Origin of the sequence: Aestuariivita boseongensis (genome assembly GCF_001262635.1) — a bacterium.
Lineage (GTDB): Bacteria > Pseudomonadota > Alphaproteobacteria > Rhodobacterales > Rhodobacteraceae > Aestuariivita > Aestuariivita boseongensis.
Genome location: NZ_JXYH01000018.1, coordinates 15,022 through 31,618 on the forward strand (window position 1 = coordinate 15,022; position 16,597 = coordinate 31,618).

General features: G+C 63.7%; 16 protein-coding genes. 4 read left to right on the forward strand and 12 right to left on the reverse strand.

The genetic code is table 11. The annotated features are described in order from the left end of the window. Position 1: 1 nt before the first annotated feature. On the forward strand, positions 2–877 hold the full coding sequence (locus TR61_RS09165) for an isocitrate lyase/PEP mutase family protein (RefSeq protein WP_050929682.1): 876 nt from the start codon (positions 2–4) through the stop codon (positions 875–877). 5 nt (positions 878–882) lie between these two features. On the opposite strand, the gene TR61_RS09170 is transcribed toward TR61_RS09165, so the two are convergent. The 10 genes from TR61_RS09170 to TR61_RS09215 all read right to left on the reverse strand — a co-directional run bounded on the left by TR61_RS09170 (position 883) and on the right by TR61_RS09215 (position 12,993). Continuing rightward, a complete protein-coding gene (locus TR61_RS09170; RefSeq protein ID WP_050929683.1) occupies positions 883–1,572 on the reverse strand; it encodes an RES family NAD+ phosphorylase in 690 nt (229 codons plus the stop codon). Next, the gene (locus TR61_RS09175; RefSeq protein ID WP_050929684.1) at positions 1,569–1,958 is read right to left on the reverse strand and encodes an antitoxin Xre-like helix-turn-helix domain-containing protein; all 390 of its coding nucleotides are present in this window, start codon (positions 1,956–1,958) and stop codon (positions 1,569–1,571) included. Before TR61_RS09175 ends, TR61_RS09170 begins: the two co-directional genes overlap by 4 nt. A gap of 66 nt (positions 1,959–2,024) precedes the next feature. After that, complete coding sequence (locus tag TR61_RS09180) at positions 2,025–3,782, reverse strand: AMP-binding protein (protein ID WP_050929685.1); 1,758 nt, start codon at positions 3,780–3,782, stop codon at positions 2,025–2,027. Between the two features lie 12 nt (positions 3,783–3,794). Next, positions 3,795–6,179 carry an amidase gene (locus TR61_RS19645; RefSeq protein ID WP_082181903.1) on the reverse strand — a complete coding sequence of 795 codons (2,385 nt, stop codon included), beginning with the start codon at positions 6,177–6,179 and terminating at the stop codon, positions 3,795–3,797. After that, positions 6,179–6,895, reverse strand: a complete 717-nt coding sequence (locus TR61_RS09190; RefSeq protein WP_050929686.1) for an ABC transporter ATP-binding protein — start codon at positions 6,893–6,895, stop codon at positions 6,179–6,181. Before TR61_RS09190 ends, TR61_RS19645 begins: the two co-directional genes overlap by 1 nt. After that, positions 6,888–7,916 (reverse strand): branched-chain amino acid ABC transporter permease, encoded by a 1,029-nt coding sequence (locus TR61_RS09195; protein ID WP_050929687.1) that lies wholly within the window; start codon positions 7,914–7,916, stop codon positions 6,888–6,890. The genes TR61_RS09190 and TR61_RS09195 overlap by 8 nt, the downstream gene beginning before the upstream one ends. Then, positions 7,916–8,782: an ABC transporter permease subunit gene (locus TR61_RS09200; RefSeq protein ID WP_050929688.1), complete on the reverse strand. Its 867-nt coding sequence runs from the start codon at positions 8,780–8,782 to the stop codon at positions 7,916–7,918. The genes TR61_RS09195 and TR61_RS09200 overlap by 1 nt, the downstream gene beginning before the upstream one ends. Before the next feature lie 67 nt (positions 8,783–8,849). Beyond that, the gene (locus tag TR61_RS09205; protein WP_050929689.1) at positions 8,850–10,070 is read right to left on the reverse strand and encodes an urea ABC transporter substrate-binding protein; all 1,221 of its coding nucleotides are present in this window, start codon (positions 10,068–10,070) and stop codon (positions 8,850–8,852) included. 44 nt (positions 10,071–10,114) lie between these two features. After that, positions 10,115–11,719, reverse strand: a complete 1,605-nt coding sequence (locus TR61_RS09210) for a flotillin domain-containing protein (protein ID WP_050929690.1) — start codon at positions 11,717–11,719, stop codon at positions 10,115–10,117. A gap of 131 nt (positions 11,720–11,850) precedes the next feature. Continuing rightward, positions 11,851–12,993 carry a substrate-binding domain-containing protein gene (locus tag TR61_RS09215; RefSeq protein WP_050929691.1) on the reverse strand — a complete coding sequence of 381 codons (1,143 nt, stop codon included), beginning with the start codon at positions 12,991–12,993 and terminating at the stop codon, positions 11,851–11,853. Positions 12,994–13,075: 82 nt separating this feature from the next. On the opposite strand from TR61_RS09215, the gene TR61_RS09220 reads away from it, so the two are divergent. Continuing rightward, on the forward strand, positions 13,076–13,498 hold the full coding sequence (locus TR61_RS09220; protein WP_050929692.1) for a MarR family winged helix-turn-helix transcriptional regulator: 423 nt from the start codon (positions 13,076–13,078) through the stop codon (positions 13,496–13,498). Between the two features lie 16 nt (positions 13,499–13,514). Here the strand turns inward: TR61_RS09220 and TR61_RS09225 are convergent, their stop codons facing one another. Then, on the reverse strand, positions 13,515–14,402 hold the full coding sequence (locus TR61_RS09225) for an amidohydrolase family protein (RefSeq protein ID WP_050929693.1): 888 nt from the start codon (positions 14,400–14,402) through the stop codon (positions 13,515–13,517). A 94-nt stretch (positions 14,403–14,496) separates the two neighbouring features. On the opposite strand from TR61_RS09225, the gene TR61_RS09230 reads away from it, so the two are divergent. After that, positions 14,497–15,282 (forward strand): crotonase/enoyl-CoA hydratase family protein, encoded by a 786-nt coding sequence (locus TR61_RS09230; RefSeq protein WP_050929694.1) that lies wholly within the window; start codon positions 14,497–14,499, stop codon positions 15,280–15,282. A 15-nt stretch (positions 15,283–15,297) separates the two neighbouring features. Here TR61_RS09230 and TR61_RS09235 read toward each other — a convergent pair whose 3' ends face one another. After that, positions 15,298–15,771 carry a MarR family winged helix-turn-helix transcriptional regulator gene (locus TR61_RS09235; RefSeq protein ID WP_050929695.1) on the reverse strand — a complete coding sequence of 158 codons (474 nt, stop codon included), beginning with the start codon at positions 15,769–15,771 and terminating at the stop codon, positions 15,298–15,300. An 80-nt stretch (positions 15,772–15,851) separates the two neighbouring features. On the opposite strand from TR61_RS09235, the gene TR61_RS09240 reads away from it, so the two are divergent. Continuing rightward, positions 15,852–16,316, forward strand: coding sequence for a DUF3237 domain-containing protein (locus TR61_RS09240; RefSeq protein ID WP_050929696.1), 465 nt, complete (start codon positions 15,852–15,854; stop codon positions 16,314–16,316). The last annotated feature ends 281 nt before the right edge of the window (positions 16,317–16,597 follow it).

Below are 16,597 nucleotides of genomic sequence, written 5' to 3' on the forward strand. Positions count from 1 at the left end.
CATGACCCAAGCTGACCGCCTGCGCGCGCTTCTGGCGCAAGACACCTGCCATATCATGCCCTGCTGCTTTGACGCGCTGTCTGCAAAGCTGATCTCGCAGGAGGGCTATGCGCTGACATTCATGTCGGGCTTTGCCGCCTCGGCCAGCCGGATCGGAGCGCCGGATCTGGGCCTGATGAGCTATGGCGAGGTGGTGGATCAGGCGCGCAACATCACCGAGGCCATCGACATCCCCCTGATCGGCGATGGCGACACCGGCTATGGCAACGCCATGAATGTGCGCCGCACCGTGGCGGGTTTTGCCAAAGCGGGCTGCGCCGCCGTGATGATCGAGGATCAACTCGCCCCCAAACGCTGCGGCCACACGCCGGGCAAGGCGGTGGTGGGCCGTGACGAGGCCTTCGACCGCATCCGCGCCGCCGTGGATGAACGCACCCGCCTGCGCGAGGCCGGCGGCGATATCCTGATCCTTGCCCGCACGGACGCCCGCCATGAACACGGCCTGTCCGAAGCCATCGACCGCGCCGCGCGCTTTGCGGAACTGGGTGCCGATATCCTGTTCGTCGAGGCCCCAAAAACGGTCGAGGAGATGACGCAGGTCTGCCAGAACCTTCCCGGCCCCAAAATGGCCAATATCGTCGAAGGCGGCGAAACCCCCGACCTGCCCGTGGCCCAGCTGCACGAGATCGGCTTTTCGCTGGCCGCCTATCCGCTGTCGCTGATGGCGGCGGCGATGAACGCCATGGTGACGGTGCTGCGCGGCATGCGCGACGACACCCGCCCCGGTCAGATGGATTTCACCGAACTGCGCCGCCGCATCGGGTTCGACAGCTATTACGACACGTCCGAGGCCTATGCCTCCTCCCGGCGGTCGTAACCCTTTCAGCTCCCTTCGATCGTAAAATCCGGCGTGCCGTCCCACACCAGCGTCCAGCTGGCGCCGGGCCGCACATTCTGGATGATGCCGGGATCGAACGCCACGAAACACCGCCCGCCAGGATGGCGCACCGAGGGATAGATCAGCCCGCGATGCCCCTCGGCCCGCAGATCAGCCGCCAAAGCCTGCCCCGCCGAATACCCGCGCGCCGGATCGGGATCCAGCGCGAGGTGGTCCTGCCCCCGCAGATCGGGGAAATCCCCGATGAAATCCGCCAGCAACTCCACATAGGGCGCCCTGTCCTGATACCGCCCCACATAACCCAGCTCGCGCGTGCGGTGAAAGCCCACCTCCTGCGCGCTGGTCAGCATTTCCCAGGCGCAATACCACGCGCCGCGCGCGCCGGTGTTGAACCGGTTGCCCGAGGGCCGGGTATAGGTGAAGGCCGCATTGATATGGCTTTGCCCGTAAACCGCCAGATCCCGCGCGCGGCGCACAAAGGCCAGCTCGCGCCGGTCAAGGCCGGGGGTGCCGTCGCGCTCTGCGATCAGGCGGGCGCTGGTCTCCCCCTCGATCCCGGCCAGGATGTCTGCCTCTTCCTCGCTATCGACCAGCCCGCGCAGGACAGGCGGCTTGTGATGGGTCTGGGGGATCAGCCGCACCAATGCGCGGTCATTGACGGCGGTGATCTTCACATCCCGCCTCTCAGCGCGTCCATATACATCCGCACCCGCAGGATCTTGGGCAGACCGCCCGCGATCATCGCATCCACCGGCCGGGCCCCGTCGAATTCCGGCCCGGTATTGGCCAGGCGCACCCAGTCGCGCGACAGCGGCGCGTCGAAATAAAGCTCCAGCGATTTGTAAAGCCCGATCAACGCGCTCAGCCGCAGCATCTGATCGCGCGTCAGATCACCGGAAAATCCGGGCTTTTTCGCGCGTTTCCAGGTCGATTCCGACATATCCGCCAGCGCCGCCGCCTCTTTCTGCGTCAGGCTCCACGCCTCGGCAATGCGCGCGAAGGCCTTCAGCGCGACCGCTTTGGCCTCCGGTGCGGGGCGATCCAGAACAGGGGTTTCCATCTTGCGGTCCTCATGTGGCACGCGCAAGATAGGCTCATTTGACCGTAAATTCAAGTCCATATGGACTTAGTCGGATGCGCTCAACACCTCTACCATCCGGTCGCGCATCACGAATTTCTGCGGTTTCCCGGTAATGGTCATCGGCAGCTCCTCCACCACCCGGATATGGCGCGGCACCTTGAAATGCGCGATCTGCCCCTGGCAATAGGCGCGCACCGCCTCGGGCTCCAGCGCCCGGCCCTGTTTGGCGACGACCCAGGCGCAGACCTCCTCGCCCAGCTTCGGATCGGGAATGCCAAAGACCTGCGCCTCGCTGATATCGGGATGGCTGAACAGAAACTCCTCGATCTCGCGCGGATAGATGTTCTCGCCGCCGCGAATGATCATGTCCTTCACCCGGCCGGTGATCGAACAGAACCCGTCCTCATCCAGAACCGCCAGATCGCCCGTATGCATCCAGCCGTCGCGAATGGCCTCGCCCGTGCGGTCGGCGTCTTCCCAATATCCCTTCATCACCGAATAGCCGCGCGTGCACAGCTCGCCCTGCACGCCCACCGGCACGATCCGGCCCGCCTCATCGACGATCTTGACTTCCAGATGGGGATGCACCCGGCCCACGGTCTCGCAGCGTTGGCGCGTTGTGTCATCCACAAAGCTCTGGAACGAGACCGGAGAGGTCTCGGTCATGCCATAGCAGATCGTCACCTCCTTCATGTGCATCCGGTCATTGACCGCCTTCATCACGTCCACCGGACAGGGCGCGCCCGCCATGATGCCGGTGCGCAGCGATGACAGATCGCGGGGCGTGGCGCTCAGATCCTGCAGCATGGCCACGAACATGGTGGGCACCCCGTAAAGCGCGGTGCACCGCTCGCGCGCCAGCGCATCCAGCGTGGTCGCGGGATCGAAGGCCTCGCCCGGGAAGACCATCGCGGCCCCTTTGCTGACGGCCCCCAAAACGCCCATCACCATCCCGAAGCAGTGATACAAAGGCACCGGTATCGCCAGCCGGTCGGTTTCGGTCAGCCTGATCCGGTCGGTCACGAACCGCGCATTGTTGACGATATTGTAATGCGACAGGGTCGCGCCCTTGGGCTGGCCCGTGGTGCCCGAGGTGAACTGAATATTGATCGCATCATCGGGCTGCAGCGTCGCGTCGATCTGGCCCAGCCGCAATTGCTGCGCCGGCCCGCCCAGGATCGAGACCTGATCGAAACTCCAGATCCCCTCCCCCTCGGGCGCGTCGCCCATCACGACCACATGGCGCAGATGCGGCAGCCGCGCCGCATGCAGACGCCCCGGCGCAGAATGCGCCAGCTCCGGCGCCAGCGTGCGGATCATCCCCAGGTAATCCGAGCTTTTGAACGACGCCGCCAGAACCAGCGCCTTGCAGCCCACCTTGTTCAGCGCATATTCCAATTCCGCCAGGCGATAGGCGGGGTTAATATTGACCAGCACAACCCCGATCCGCGCGGTGGCGAATTGCGTCAGCACCCATTCCAGACGGTTGGGCGACCAGATGCCCAGCCGGTCCCCCTTCTCCAGCCCCAGCGCCAAAAGCCCCGAGGCCAGCGCGTCCACCGCCCGGTCGACGTCATAGTAACTCAGCCGCGCCTCCGGAAAGACCAGCGCATCGCGCGGCCCATATCGCGACACCGCATCACGCAGCAGCTGCGGGATCGTGGCAAAGGCCAGTTCCGGCTGTTTCGGCCCCTGCACATAGGATTTTCCGTCCCGGGGGGCCAGGTCGGCCTGCGCCCCATCCTCCTGATCCAGACCGAAATTCTGGATCCGGCCCGCAATACTCTCATTCAGGATCGTCATGCCGAAACCTCCCTACATGTCGCGCCAGTCACCCGAGTGTTCAAAGGCGTCCGCCGCCTGATAGATCTTCATCTCGCCGTAATGCGGCCCCACCAGCATCAGGCCGATGGGCAGCCCCTCGCTCAGACCGCAGGGTATACTCATCGCGGGCAAACCGCCATTGAAAGGGGCGGTGTTGGGCACCATCTCGAAGGCGCGCTGCACATAGAGGCTCAGCGAACAATCCGCCGGAGGGTGCTCCTGCGGCTTGATCGGCAGCGTCGGCATCAGCAGAAGATCATACTGCTTCAGCGCCGCTAGATAGCGCTCGTTGCACCGGCGCATGATGTTCTGCGCCTTGCCATAAAAGCGTCCGCGATACTGGCGCTGGAAATGCTCGCCCACGAACATGCAGGCCTTCAGCGAATGGCTCAGCTCATCCGCGCGGCCCTTCCATTGGGCCATGTGATCGGTCATCGAGGGCAAAAACAGCCCGCGATAATTCGTGCCGGTAGAGTTGCCCCACATCATGCCATCCTGCAGCCCCTCCAGCGTGATCGCGGTCCAGGCATCCATGGCGGTATAATGATCGGGGATCGACACCTCTTCGACCCGCGCGCCCAGCTCGCGGAACCGCTCGGCGGCCTGCATCACCTTCGCATCCACATCCGCTTCGGAATTGGGATGGCCAAAGCCCTCTTTCAGCACACCGATGCGCAGCCCATGCGCGCCCCGGCCCAGCGCTTCGGTATAGGCATAGACCTTGGGCTTGTACTGGCGCGGGTCCAGCCCGTCTTCCCCGGCCAGAACCTCCAGCAGCAGGGCATTGTCGGCCACCGTATTGGTGACGGGGCCCAGATGGTCGATGGTCTGTTCGATCGGCATCGCGCCGGTATAGGGCACAAGCCCGTGCGTGGGTTTCATCCCATAGACGCCGCAATTCGAAGCCGGGATACGAATTGACCCGCCCTGATCCCCGGCAATGGCCATATCCACCTCTCCGGTCGCGACCAGCGCCGCCGACCCGCCCGAGGATCCGCCCGCCATATACCCTCGCTTCCACGGGTTGTGGATCGGCCCCTTGGCATTGGTGTGCGACCCGCCCGACAGGCATAAATTCTCGCAATGCGCCTTGCCCGCGATGGTCGCCCCCGCATCCAGCATCCGGGTGACGATGGTGGCGTCGATCTCGGGCGTATAGCCCTCCATGATCGAAGATCCGTTCATCATCGGCACGCCGGCCAGGCAGATCGTGTCCTTCAGCGCGATCCGCTTGCCGCGCAGCTTGCCATCTGGCGCGCCCCGCACCTCGGTCTTCACGTACCAGGCATTCAGCGGGTTTTCCGTCTGGCTGGGGAAATATCCCGGGCTGCGGGGATAGCGCACCTCGGGCAGGTTGTCGGGCATCGCATCCAGCCGGTCATAGGCCTGCATGTAAGGCTCGATGATCTCGGTATATTCGATCAGATCCTCGTCCGACAGGCTCATCCCGAAGCGATCGGCCATCGCGCGCATCTGGGCAAGGGTGGGTCTTTTGATACTCATGGCGGTCACCGTTGGAAGATGGGATTGCGGGCGTGGCGGCTTGGATTGTCGCGGCGCGTCAGGCGGAGCCGAGCCTCCAGAGACCCCTCGCGCAGGCGGCGGCGCGGCAGGGCCTGACCGGGCCGTGCCCTGCCGCGTACCCCGCGCCGCGCCGAAGCCCAGGAAATGATCGACCTTCGACTGGTCCGACAGGTCTGCACGGCTCAGCGATCCGGTGATCCGACCCCGTTCCAACACCAGCACCCGATCCGACAGATCCGCGATGAAATCGAAATTCTGCTCGACCAGCAGGATCGACAGGCCGCGGGATTTGCGCAGTTTCTGCAGCGTCTCGGCCATCTCTTCGATGATCGAGGGCTGGATGCCCTCGGTCGGCTCGTCCAGCAGCAGGAAATCCGGATCGCCCATCAGGCAACGCGCCAGCGCCAGAAGCTGCTGCTCCCCGCCCGACAGCGCGCCGCCCTCGCGGTCCAGAAGCCGGGTCAGCCGGGGAAAATCCGCCAGCACCGCATCCAGCACATCCGCCTCGGACCCTGCCCCATGATCCTGCCAGGCAAAGCGCAGGTTGTCGCGCACGCTCAGCTGCGGAAAGATGCCCCGGCCCTGCGGCACATATCCCAGCCCCATCTGGCCCCGCGCATGGGGCGGCAGCCGGGTGATATCCGTGCCGTCATAGCGGATCTGCCCGGACGTAGCGGGCAGAAACCCCATCAGCGTCTTCAGAAGCGTGGTCTTGCCCATGCCGTTATGGCCCAGCACGCCCACGACCTCATTCTCGGCCACATCAAGGTCGATGCCATGCAGGATCGGCACCCGGCCATAACCCCCCGACAAACCCTTGGTCGACAAAAGGATATCGCGTTCGTCCTGCATCACGCCTTTTTCCCCAGATAAACGGCGCGCACATGCGGGTCCGACATCACGCGGTCCACATGATCCTCCATCAGCACCGCGCCCTGATGAAAGACGGTCACCACTTCCGCGATCGAGCGGATGAACTGCATGTCATGCTCCACGATCACCACTGCCGCGCTGCGGGTCAGGTCGTGGATGATCGCGGTCATGCGGTCGACATCCTGCGCGGTCATTCCGGCGGCAGGTTCATCCAGCAGAACCAGCCAGGGATCGGCCACGGCGACGATGCCCAACTCCACCCGTTGACGCTCTCCATGAGCCAACTGGCCCAGCGCCGTCCGCGCGATGGACCCCAGCGCAAGCCGGTCGATCATCGTATCCGCGCGCGCGCGCGCCTCGGCCGGGTCGAAGAAACGCCGCGCGGCGAGCCAGATGTTTTCATGCACGCTCAGCGCATCCATCACATTGGGCGTCTGCGTCTTGATCCCCACCCCAAGCGAGGCGATCTGATGCGGCTGCCAGCCCGTGACATCCTGCCCGCGCATGAACACGTGGCCCTCGGTTGGGGTCAGAAGGCCCGTGACGCATTTGAAAAAGGTGGATTTTCCCGCCCCGTTCGGCCCGATCAGACAGCGCAATTCCCGCGCCGCCAGCTTGAAATCGACGTTGTCGCTGGCGGTCACCCCGCCAAAGCGCATGGTCAGCCCGTGGGTCTCCAGCACCGTCTCAGCCATGACGCAGCCTCCGCATGCGCCGGGCCGAAGGCTTGCGCCGGCTGCGCCCGAAAATGCTGGTCAGAAGTGCTGCAATCGCCGGCACCAGCCCGCGCGGCAGGAACAGAACGAAAAGAACAAGGATCAGCCCGGTGATCAGCGTGTTGTCGATCATGCTCTGCTGGCCCAGCAGAAACTTCAGATACGCCAGACCCGCCGCCCCCACGATCGGCCCCAGCCGCGTGCCCAGCCCGCCGACAATGCACCAGATGATGATTTCCGCCGACTGGCCCAGCGAAAACAGGTTCGGCGTGACGATCTCGCCCCAATTGGCGAAAAGCGCCCCCGCCAGCCCCGCAATCGCGGCCCCGATGGCAAACAGCACCGTCTTGCGCGCGGCCACGTCATAGCCCATCAACGCCATGCGCACCTCGTTCTCGCGGATCCCCACGGCGATCCGCCCAAAGGACGACCGCAACAGCCAGGTGACCAGCAAAAACACGATCACCAGCATCACCGCGCAGACATAGAAATAGGGATCGCCCCAGATGTAAGCGTCGGGATCGCCCGGAACGTTCAGCGTCTGGAAGCCGGGAATGCCGTTGAACCCGCCCAGCCGCGCCTCGCCGATCTTGTACTGAGGCCCGGCGGTTGAATTGACGAACTTGAACAGGATCAGCGTGACCACCAGCGTGATGACGCCCAGATACACATCCGTCAGACGGCCATAGAACATCATGGCCCCCAGAAGCGCTGCAAACAGCGCGGGCACCAGCACCGCCAAGATCATCGGCACTGTGCTTTCGCCGATATTGATCGCGGCAATGGCATAGGTATAGGCGCCCAGCCCGAAAAACGCCGCCTGCCCGAAACACAGGATGCCGCCAAAGCCCCAGATCAGCCCAAGGCTCAGCCCCAGCATCCCGTAGATCACCAGCACCGTCAGCGTATAGGTGCCGATGACCAGCGGCATCAGCCAGATCAGCAACGCCGCCACGACCAGCGTGACCAGCACCTCGCGCCCTGCTCCGCCCGCCCGCATCACAGCTTGCCCTTGAAGAAGCGGCCGGTGATGCCCTGCGGCATGGTCCGCAGCAGAACCACGGCGGCGATCAGAAGCGCGACCTCTCCGATCACGGGCGAGATGGCGAAGGTGAAGATCTGGCTGATCACCCCGAAGGACGTGGCCGAACTGACCAGCCCCGCGATCAGTGATGGCCCCCCGGCGATCACGGTGATGAACGCCTTGGCGATATAGGCCCCGCCCGAGGTCGGCACCAATCCCACCAGCGGCGCCAGGACAGCGCCCGCCAGCCCCGACAGGGCCGAGCCGCAAAAGAACGTGGCCATGTAAATCCGGTCGGGGCTGTATCCCAGCGCCGCCGCCATATCCGCCCGCTGCATCGTGCCGCGCGCGATCAGCCCGGCGCGCGTGCCGCGCAACACTGCGTAGATTCCGATGACCAGCAGGATCGACACCACGATGATGAAGAAATTGTACCCGTTGATCTGATACCCGCCGACCGCAAAGCCGGGGATCGGGGTCGAAATACCGGTTGTCGTATTGCCGAAAATCATCGTGGCCAGCCCGATGAAAACAAGGCTCAGCCCCCATGTGGCCAGCATCGTGTCGACCAGACGCCCGTAAAGATGCCGGATCACCAGCCGTTCGACCACCAGCCCGATCAGCCCGACAACCAAGGGCGCGATCACCAGCATGGCGACAAAGACATTCACCCCCAGATTGACCGCCGTGATGGTGGCATAGCCCCCCATCATCATGAATTCGCCATGCGCCAGGTTGATGACCTTCATCATGCCAAAGACCACCGCCAGCCCGGCACTGATCAGCACCAGCGACGCCACGGCGTAAAGCATCTCGACCAGGATGACGAAGGTAAGATCCATGAACCCACTGCCTTTCACATCTGCGGATCAGGGCGGCCAGCGCCGCCCCGATCCCTTGATCTGTTGATCAGATCTCGATCTCGTATTGGGTGTTGTCGTCGGGATTGGCGCTCAGATCGCAGACCGCCTGCGTGTCGATGGGCTGGCGCTGGGGCAGCGTCTCGACCACGCGCATCTGCTGGTCCTGCATCTCCATCAGATGCACGTCCAGAACCGCGTGATGCGTGTTGGGATCGACCGTCACCTTACCGCCCGGCCCGGTGATGGAAATCCCCGTCTCCAGCGCCGCGATCACCGCGTCACGCTCGATCGACCCGGCCTGGCGCACGCCCTCGGCCCAGGTCATCAGCCCGTGATATTGCGACACAGCGATTTCGTGCATCGACTGATCGCCATTGAACATCGCGGCCCATTTCTCTTTGAAGGCGGCGTTTTCAGGCGTGTCCAGCTCCTGGCTGTAGTTATAGGCGCACATGATGCCGTTGCCCTCTTCCGGGGTCAGCACCTTGTGTTCATTGCCCACCCCCAGCGTGGTCGAGGCCAGCGCGATCCGGTCCTTCATCCCCGCCGCGGCCCATTGCCGGAAGAACGACAGATGCGCACCGCCCACCAGCGGCGCGATCACCAGATCGGGCGCGGCGGTCTGCACCTTGGCGATGGTCGATCCGAAATCCGACACATCCAGCGGGAAGAAATCGGTGGCAACCACTTCCCCGCCATTGTCATTGACGAATTTCTCGATCCAGCGCGCGGTGATCTGGCCATAGTTGTAATCGGCCGCCAGGATATAGACCTTCTTGCCCGATTTCCCCATGGCGTAAGGCACCAGCGCCTCGACCTGCTGGGCAGGTGTGACCCCGTTGATGAAGATATTGCGGTCACACACCCCGCCTTCGTAAAGCACGTTGTAGAAATAAAGCGTCTTCGACTTGCGCATCGTCTGCCGGATCGCCTCGCGCGAGGCCGACAGGATCCCGCCATGAACCACGTCCACCCGGTCCTGCCGGGTCAGTTGCTGACCGTATTGCGAATAAAGCGCCATGTCCGACTGGGTGTCATAGGCCACCACCTCGACCGGGCGCCCCAGAAGGCCGCCGGCTTCGTTGATCTCGGCCACCGCCAGGCGTGTGGCCATGTCCATCGGCTTGCCATAGGCATCGAAAATGCCGGACGTATCCAAAATGGACCCCAGTTTGATCGCATCCGCCGCGAGCGTCACATTGGGCAGCAGGCTCGCCGTGGTCAGGGCGGCCGCTCCGCCAAGCAATTCTCTCCTGTTCAGAGACATGTCATGTCCTCCGTTGGTTGGGTGTTGGGAAGGGTGAGTTCAGATCACTCTTGTGGTTTCGGCTCGTCTTTCGCCTTGATCCGGTTGGCGTAATCGGCGGTCCGTCCCGCCGTGGGCACGTCGAAATCCAGTCCGATCTCCTCGCCCATCTGTTTCATCGCGGGCAGCCGCACGGCCATACCCAGGATCTGGTCCATCGCGGCCCCGAAGGCGCCATCGACACCCGTGCCGCCATCGCCGCCACCGCCGCCGATACCACCGATCTGGTTGATCCGGATCGAGTCGATCTTTTCCACGGGTTTCATCATCTGCGTCATGATCTCGGGCATCTTGTCCAGCTTGCGCTCTTCCAGCCGCATGCGGATCACCGCCTCGCTCAGGGTGTTTTCCGCCGAGTTCAGCGCCGCGCGCCCGGCCGCTTCGGCCTCCATCGCGGCTTTTTCGGCATTGGCCGTCGCCGTCCGGGCCGAGGCATCGGCCTGCGCACGCGCCAGAAGCGTGCTTACATCGCTTTTCACACGGGCGTCTTCCAGCTCGATATCGCGCTCCTGTTTCAGCTTGGCGATCTCGCGTTCCCGCAGGGTGATCGCACGCTCTTTCTGGGCCTGCACGTTCTCGGCTGCCAGGATCACCTGCGCGCGCGCCTCCTCTTCGGCGGCCTTGGCCTGCGCCTCTTTCGCGCGGGCTTCCGCCAGGCGGATGTCATTGGCGATCTTGGCCTCTTCCAGCTCAAGAAGGGCGCGCATCTCGGCCTTGCGCAGCGCCTCATCCTGGGCCACCTGCGCGGCCTTGGTTTCCTGCTCCTGCTGGATCCGCATCGTCTCCGAGGCGCGGCGGGCCTCTGCCCGTGCCTGGGCCGACCGGCTTTCGGCCTCCGCCTCAAGCCGCGCCAGATGCTCCTGCTGGGCGATTTCGGCCTCCCGCTCGGCGCGCTGCAACTCGATCTGGCGCTGATGCTGAGACAGGCGATGTTCGCGCACGGCCACTTCGGTGCTTGTCTCCACCGCGATACGCGCCTTGCGTTCCTCGGCAATCATCTCGGCCACGCGGCGCATGCCACGCGCGTTGAAGGTGTTGTTTTCGTCGCGATGGGCGAAATTGCTCTGATCCACCGACACCAGCGCAGCGGTGACCAGCTCAAGCCCTAGCCGCGCGGCGCGTTCGGCCACTTCGCCGGCCACTTCGGCGGTGAACGCCCCGCGCTCAAGATGGATATTGTTCAGCTCCCGCACCGCGGCGGCGGTCTGGATCGCATCGGCCAAAGGGCCTGCCAGCGCCTCTTCAAACGCCTCCCCGCCCCGCGCGATCCGGTGCCCGAAAGCCTGCGCGGCGGTGGCGATGCTGTCGGGCCGCGCCGCCACGCGCAATTCGAACTTCATCGCGATATCGGCCCGCAGCGGATCGGCGGTCAACACCGCGTCCTTTCCGGTGCGCGCCACGGTCACGGTGCTGGTCTGCATCGACACGCGCTGTGCCTGATGCAGGATCGGCAGCACCAGACAGCCGCCATCGGTCAACACCCGGCGTCCGCCCATCCCGGTGCGCACTAGCGCGCTCTCCAGCGTGGCCTTCGCGTAAAACCGCTGCAGGAACCAGATGCCCACAGCCAGAACGATCGCTAGAATGACACATGCCAAAAGCCAGTACACCGTGATCTCCCCTCTTCACATTTGACACCCCGTGCAGGGGGTGCGGATCAGGCAGGATCACGGTGGGCGAATTTATTTTCCATTTCAAGTGTTTTGTTTGAATTGGAAAATAAACAGATTTTACAGTTTATTTACAACAGCTTGAAGTCACAGAACTGAACGCCATCCGCCCGCGCCAGATAGACCGAGGCGCGTTTGACCCCGTTCTTCTGCGCAAAGCTTCGGCCGCTGGCGTGAATCACCGGAAGACCGTCGCGGGTCGAACGTTCACGCCACACATCGCCGAAATTGCGCAGCAGCGCGGCCAGGTAATGCAGCCCCTCATAGGTCGATTGGCCCAGCGCATTCAGCGCCGGCGCGGCCTCTCCGTGCAGCGCGTAATAGCGTTCCTTGAAGCTGGCGTTTTCCTCGGTCGCGACCGATCCGAAATAGGACGACACCGAAAAATGCCGCTCCAGGTTGCCGCTGCCACAGGCCATCAGCCCGTTTTCCTCCAGCGCGCAGGACAGGCGCAAAATGGATCTGTGCAGCCCGCGCCGCCCGAATTCGCGGTTGAACCGCACCGCGTCCTGCCCCACCAGCGACACCAGAACCGCATCCGCGCCCGAGGCCACGACCTTCTCCACCAGCCCGGTCATGCTGGGCAAACCGAAAGGCACATAGCACTCCATCGCCAGCGCCGCGCCCATCTGTTTCAGACAGCTCTTGGCATAGCTGTGCGAGGCGCGCGGCCAAACGTAATCATTCCCGATCAGCGCCCATTTCTTCAACCGAAAGGCCCGGCTCAGCGTGGTCATCGCCGGGCCAAGCTGTTCGCGCGGGGTCTCGCCAATGGCAAACAGGCCCGGCGTGGTCTCTCCGCCCTCGTAAAGCGGGGTATAGATATAGGGGATCCGCTTCTGCACCACCTTGGACAGGCGCTGGCGCACTGCGCTCAGGTGCATGCCGACAATGGCGTCTATCGCGCCCAGCTCGATCAGTTCGTTGACGATTTCCTCGATCGGCTCGCCCGCCTCGACGGCGGCATCGATCATCACCAGCTGAACCCGCCGCCCCTGTATGCCATTGGCGCGGTTCAACTCGGCCACCGCCACCTGCGCGCAGGAAATGCACGAGGGCGCCCAGATCCCCGCAGGCCCGCACATCGGGATCAGCAGCGCCACCCGGAAACTGCCCGGCGCGCGCAGCGGGCCACGCTCGCGCAGATCGGCAAGTTCGATGGGCCAGCTCAGGGCATCAGGTTGGCGTCCCAGGTCCGGATCCTCCCTCGGCATCCGCAGACAACCACCACATAGCAATTGAATTTGTTTTCCAAGTCAACTAATTTCAGGTCATCCGACGCCGCGAGGTCCGACCATGACGCAAGATCGACAGATATTTGGCAGCCACCTCTCCTATGCACTGGCGGCAGCGCATCGGTCTGTCCATCAATCGCTCAGCGCCCGGTTGAAAAAGCACGGCATCCAGATCGAAGCCTGGCGCGTGATGGAGTGCCTTGATTCCGGCGAACAGCTCACCATGGGTGAACTGGCCAAACGCGCCCTTCTCAACCCGCCTGCGCTGTCCAAGCTGGTGGACCGCATGGTGTCGGACGGTCTGGTGCACCGCCAGATCTCGCGCAGCGATCAGCGCCAGATCCACCTGCTGCTGACCGATCTTGGCCGTGCCCGCATGTTACAGATCCGCCGCGACGTGGAAGACGAAGACCGCGCGCTGGCAGGCCTGCTTGATACCGAAGATAGCGCGACGCTGATCCAGCTTCTGTCAAAACTCGCCTGACGGGCCTCAGCGGCCCTCAGCCCGCCTCGCCCAGCACGCGCAGCGCGTTTTCCTTCAGGATCAGCGGGCGCACCTCGTCCTTGAACGGCGCTTCGGCGAAATCCGCCAGCCAGCGATCCGGCGTGATCGCGGGCCAGTCCGATCCGAACAGCATTTTCTTTTTCAGGATCGAATTGGCGTATTTGATGAAGATGTCGGGAAAGTATTTCGGCGACCAGCCCGACATGTCGAAATAGACATTGGGCTTGTGCTGGGCCACCGCCAGCCCCTCTTCCGTCCAGGGAAAGGACGGATGCGCCAGGATGATCTTCAAATCGGGGAAATCCGCCGCCACATCGTCCAGATGCATCGGGTTGGAATATTTCAGCCGCATCCCCATGCCGCCGCGCATGCCTGATCCCACGCCGGTCTGCCCGGTGTGAAACAGCGTGATTACCCCCTCTTCGGCGCAAGCCTCCAGCACTGTGTAACAGGCCTCCCGGTCATTGGGGAAAAAGCCCTGCATGGTGGGGTGAAACTTGAAGCCGCGCACGCCGAACTCGCGCACCAGCCGGCGCACTTCGCGCGCACCGGCCTTGCCTTTGTGCGGATCGACCGACGCGAAGGGGATCAGGATATCGTCATTCTCGGCGCAAAGCTGGGCCACTTCCTCGTTCGAATAGCGGCGGAAGCCGGTTTCGCGTTCCGCATCCACCGGAAAGATCACCGCCGCGATATTGCGCTCGCGGTAATAGGCGGCGGTGTCCTGCACCGTGGGCAACATCCCCTCTGCCCCGGCGGGGTTGCGGAAATACGCGGCCATGCCGGCCTGGAATTCGTTATACCCGTCATCGCGCCCGTGATTGCAGGGCTCCTCTGCATGGGTGTGAAAATCAATTGCTGTGACGGCGTTGAAATCGACCATGCCCCTGCCCCTTGGATAATGCGCTGAAAGAACGCTATACAGAAAAACTGTTTACCTGTACAACAAAATCACGCGCAGACTGACAGAGGCCGACATGCACGACAGCCCCCAGACCCCCGACCAGGTCACCCGGACCGAGATTGACGGCGATATCGCCACGCTGATCTTCAACCGCCCCGACAAGCGCAACGCGATGAATGACGCGCTTGTGGATGCGCTGGACGCATTCTTTTCCAATCCGCCCGACGGGGTGAATGCCGTCATCCTGCGCGGCGAAGGCGGGCATTTCTGTTCCGGTCTTGACCTTGCCGAACATGAACAGCGCGAACCGGTGCCCGGTGTCTATCATTCGCGCAACTGGCACCGCGTGTCCGACCTGATCGAATTCGGCGGGCTACCAGTGATTTCCGTTCTGACCGGCGCGGTGATCGGCGGCGGGCTTGAGATCGCGGCCTCCACCCATGTGCGCATCGCCGAACCCAGTGTGCGCTTCCAGCTGCCAGAAGGCCGGCGCGGCATTTTCGTGGGCGGCGGGGCCACCGTGCGCGTGGGCCGCTTGATGGGCCCTGACCGCATGCGTGAAATGATGCTGACCGGGCGCAATTACGGGGCCGAAGACGGCGTCCGGCTGGGCCTTGCGCATTATGCCGTGGGCGAAGGCGAAGGGCTGGATCTGGCCAGGAAGCTCGCCCGCCGGATTGCCGACAACGCGCCCTTCTCGAATTACCTGATGATCAACGCAATCCCGCGCATCAATGACATGTCCCGTTCAGACGGGCTTTTTGCCGAAAGCCTTGCGGCGGCGATGTCGCAAACCTCGGACGGGGCCAAGGAAGGCCTGCGCGCTTTCCTTGAAAAGCGGGAGCCGAAATTCCGCTGAGCCTTGACCGGGGGCTTAATCCTCTACCGCGCGAATCTTGCGCAGCAGCTGCATCAGCGTCTCCTGCTCGGCCTTGGTGAAATTCGACAGCCGCGCGGCCTCATGCGCCTGAACCGCCGCGCGCGCCGTGTCATAGGCCGCAATGCCCGCCGCGGTCGGCGCCAATGCCTGCACGCGCCTGTCCCCCGGCACGGGCTTGCGCTGCACCAGCCTGCGCGCCTCAAGATCATCCACGATGGCCACAAGGCCCGAGCGTTCAATGCCCAGAACCCGCGCCAGTTCGCTTTGGGTGATGTCGGGATATTGCACGATCAGCGACAGGGCCGAAAAGACGCGCGGCGCGAAGCCATCCTCACCCAGCGCATCGCGGAAATCATTGCGCAGGATCACATAGGCGCGCTTGAGGTTATATCCCAAAAGCCCCTCAAGATCGCCCACGGGCGCGTCGTCGTCTTGCGCGCGCTGCAGGGATGCCTGCCGTCTAGCCATCGCGGCCCTCTCTCGCGTTGCGTTTCGGAAAGACTATGCTAGCTTGTTAACCACGTAAACAATTATCGCCTGTACCAAACATGGACCTGCCGACCCCGACGCTTGAGCATATCTGCACCCTGCGGGTGGAACTGGCCCCGATCCGCGAGATCGGACCGGGCCGCGCCGGGCGGCGACGGATCATCCCCATCATCGGCGGCACGGTGACAGGCACGCGCCTGTCGGGGCGCATCCTGAACTTGGGCGCGGATTGGCAGACGATTTTTGCCGATGGCATGGCGGAACTCGACACCCGCTACGGGATGGAAACCGATGATGGCGCCACGATCGAGATTATCAATTACGGCTTCCGCCACGGCCCGAAAGAGGTGATCGAGGCCATTGCCCGCGGCGAAGAGGTGGATCCGGCCAGCTATTACATGCGCACTCAGGCGCGGCTTGAGACCGGCGATCCGCGCTATGACTGGGTGAACCGCACGCTTTTCGTGGGCACCGGCGCACGGACAGAAACCGCCGTGCAGGTCGATCTCTACGCCATTCGCTGATCTGGCCACGCCGAAAGCCCCGCACGGACGGGTCTGTCCGGCAGGGGATCGTCGGTATGACTGGGATATGACAGCGTCAGGGGGCAGGCCCGCCTGGAAAAGGATGGATCTGCCGAACCGGGTTGAAAGGCCGGTCCGGACAGGATTTCCGCAGAAGAGTGTTCCATCTTCCTGATCGCGCCACCGGGTGCAAAACCGGCGGCCATGCAGCTACACGGGCCAGGGTATAGCACCGGGGGATTTACGATCTGTTAGGCATGCGCGCGGTAGGCCGCACGCCC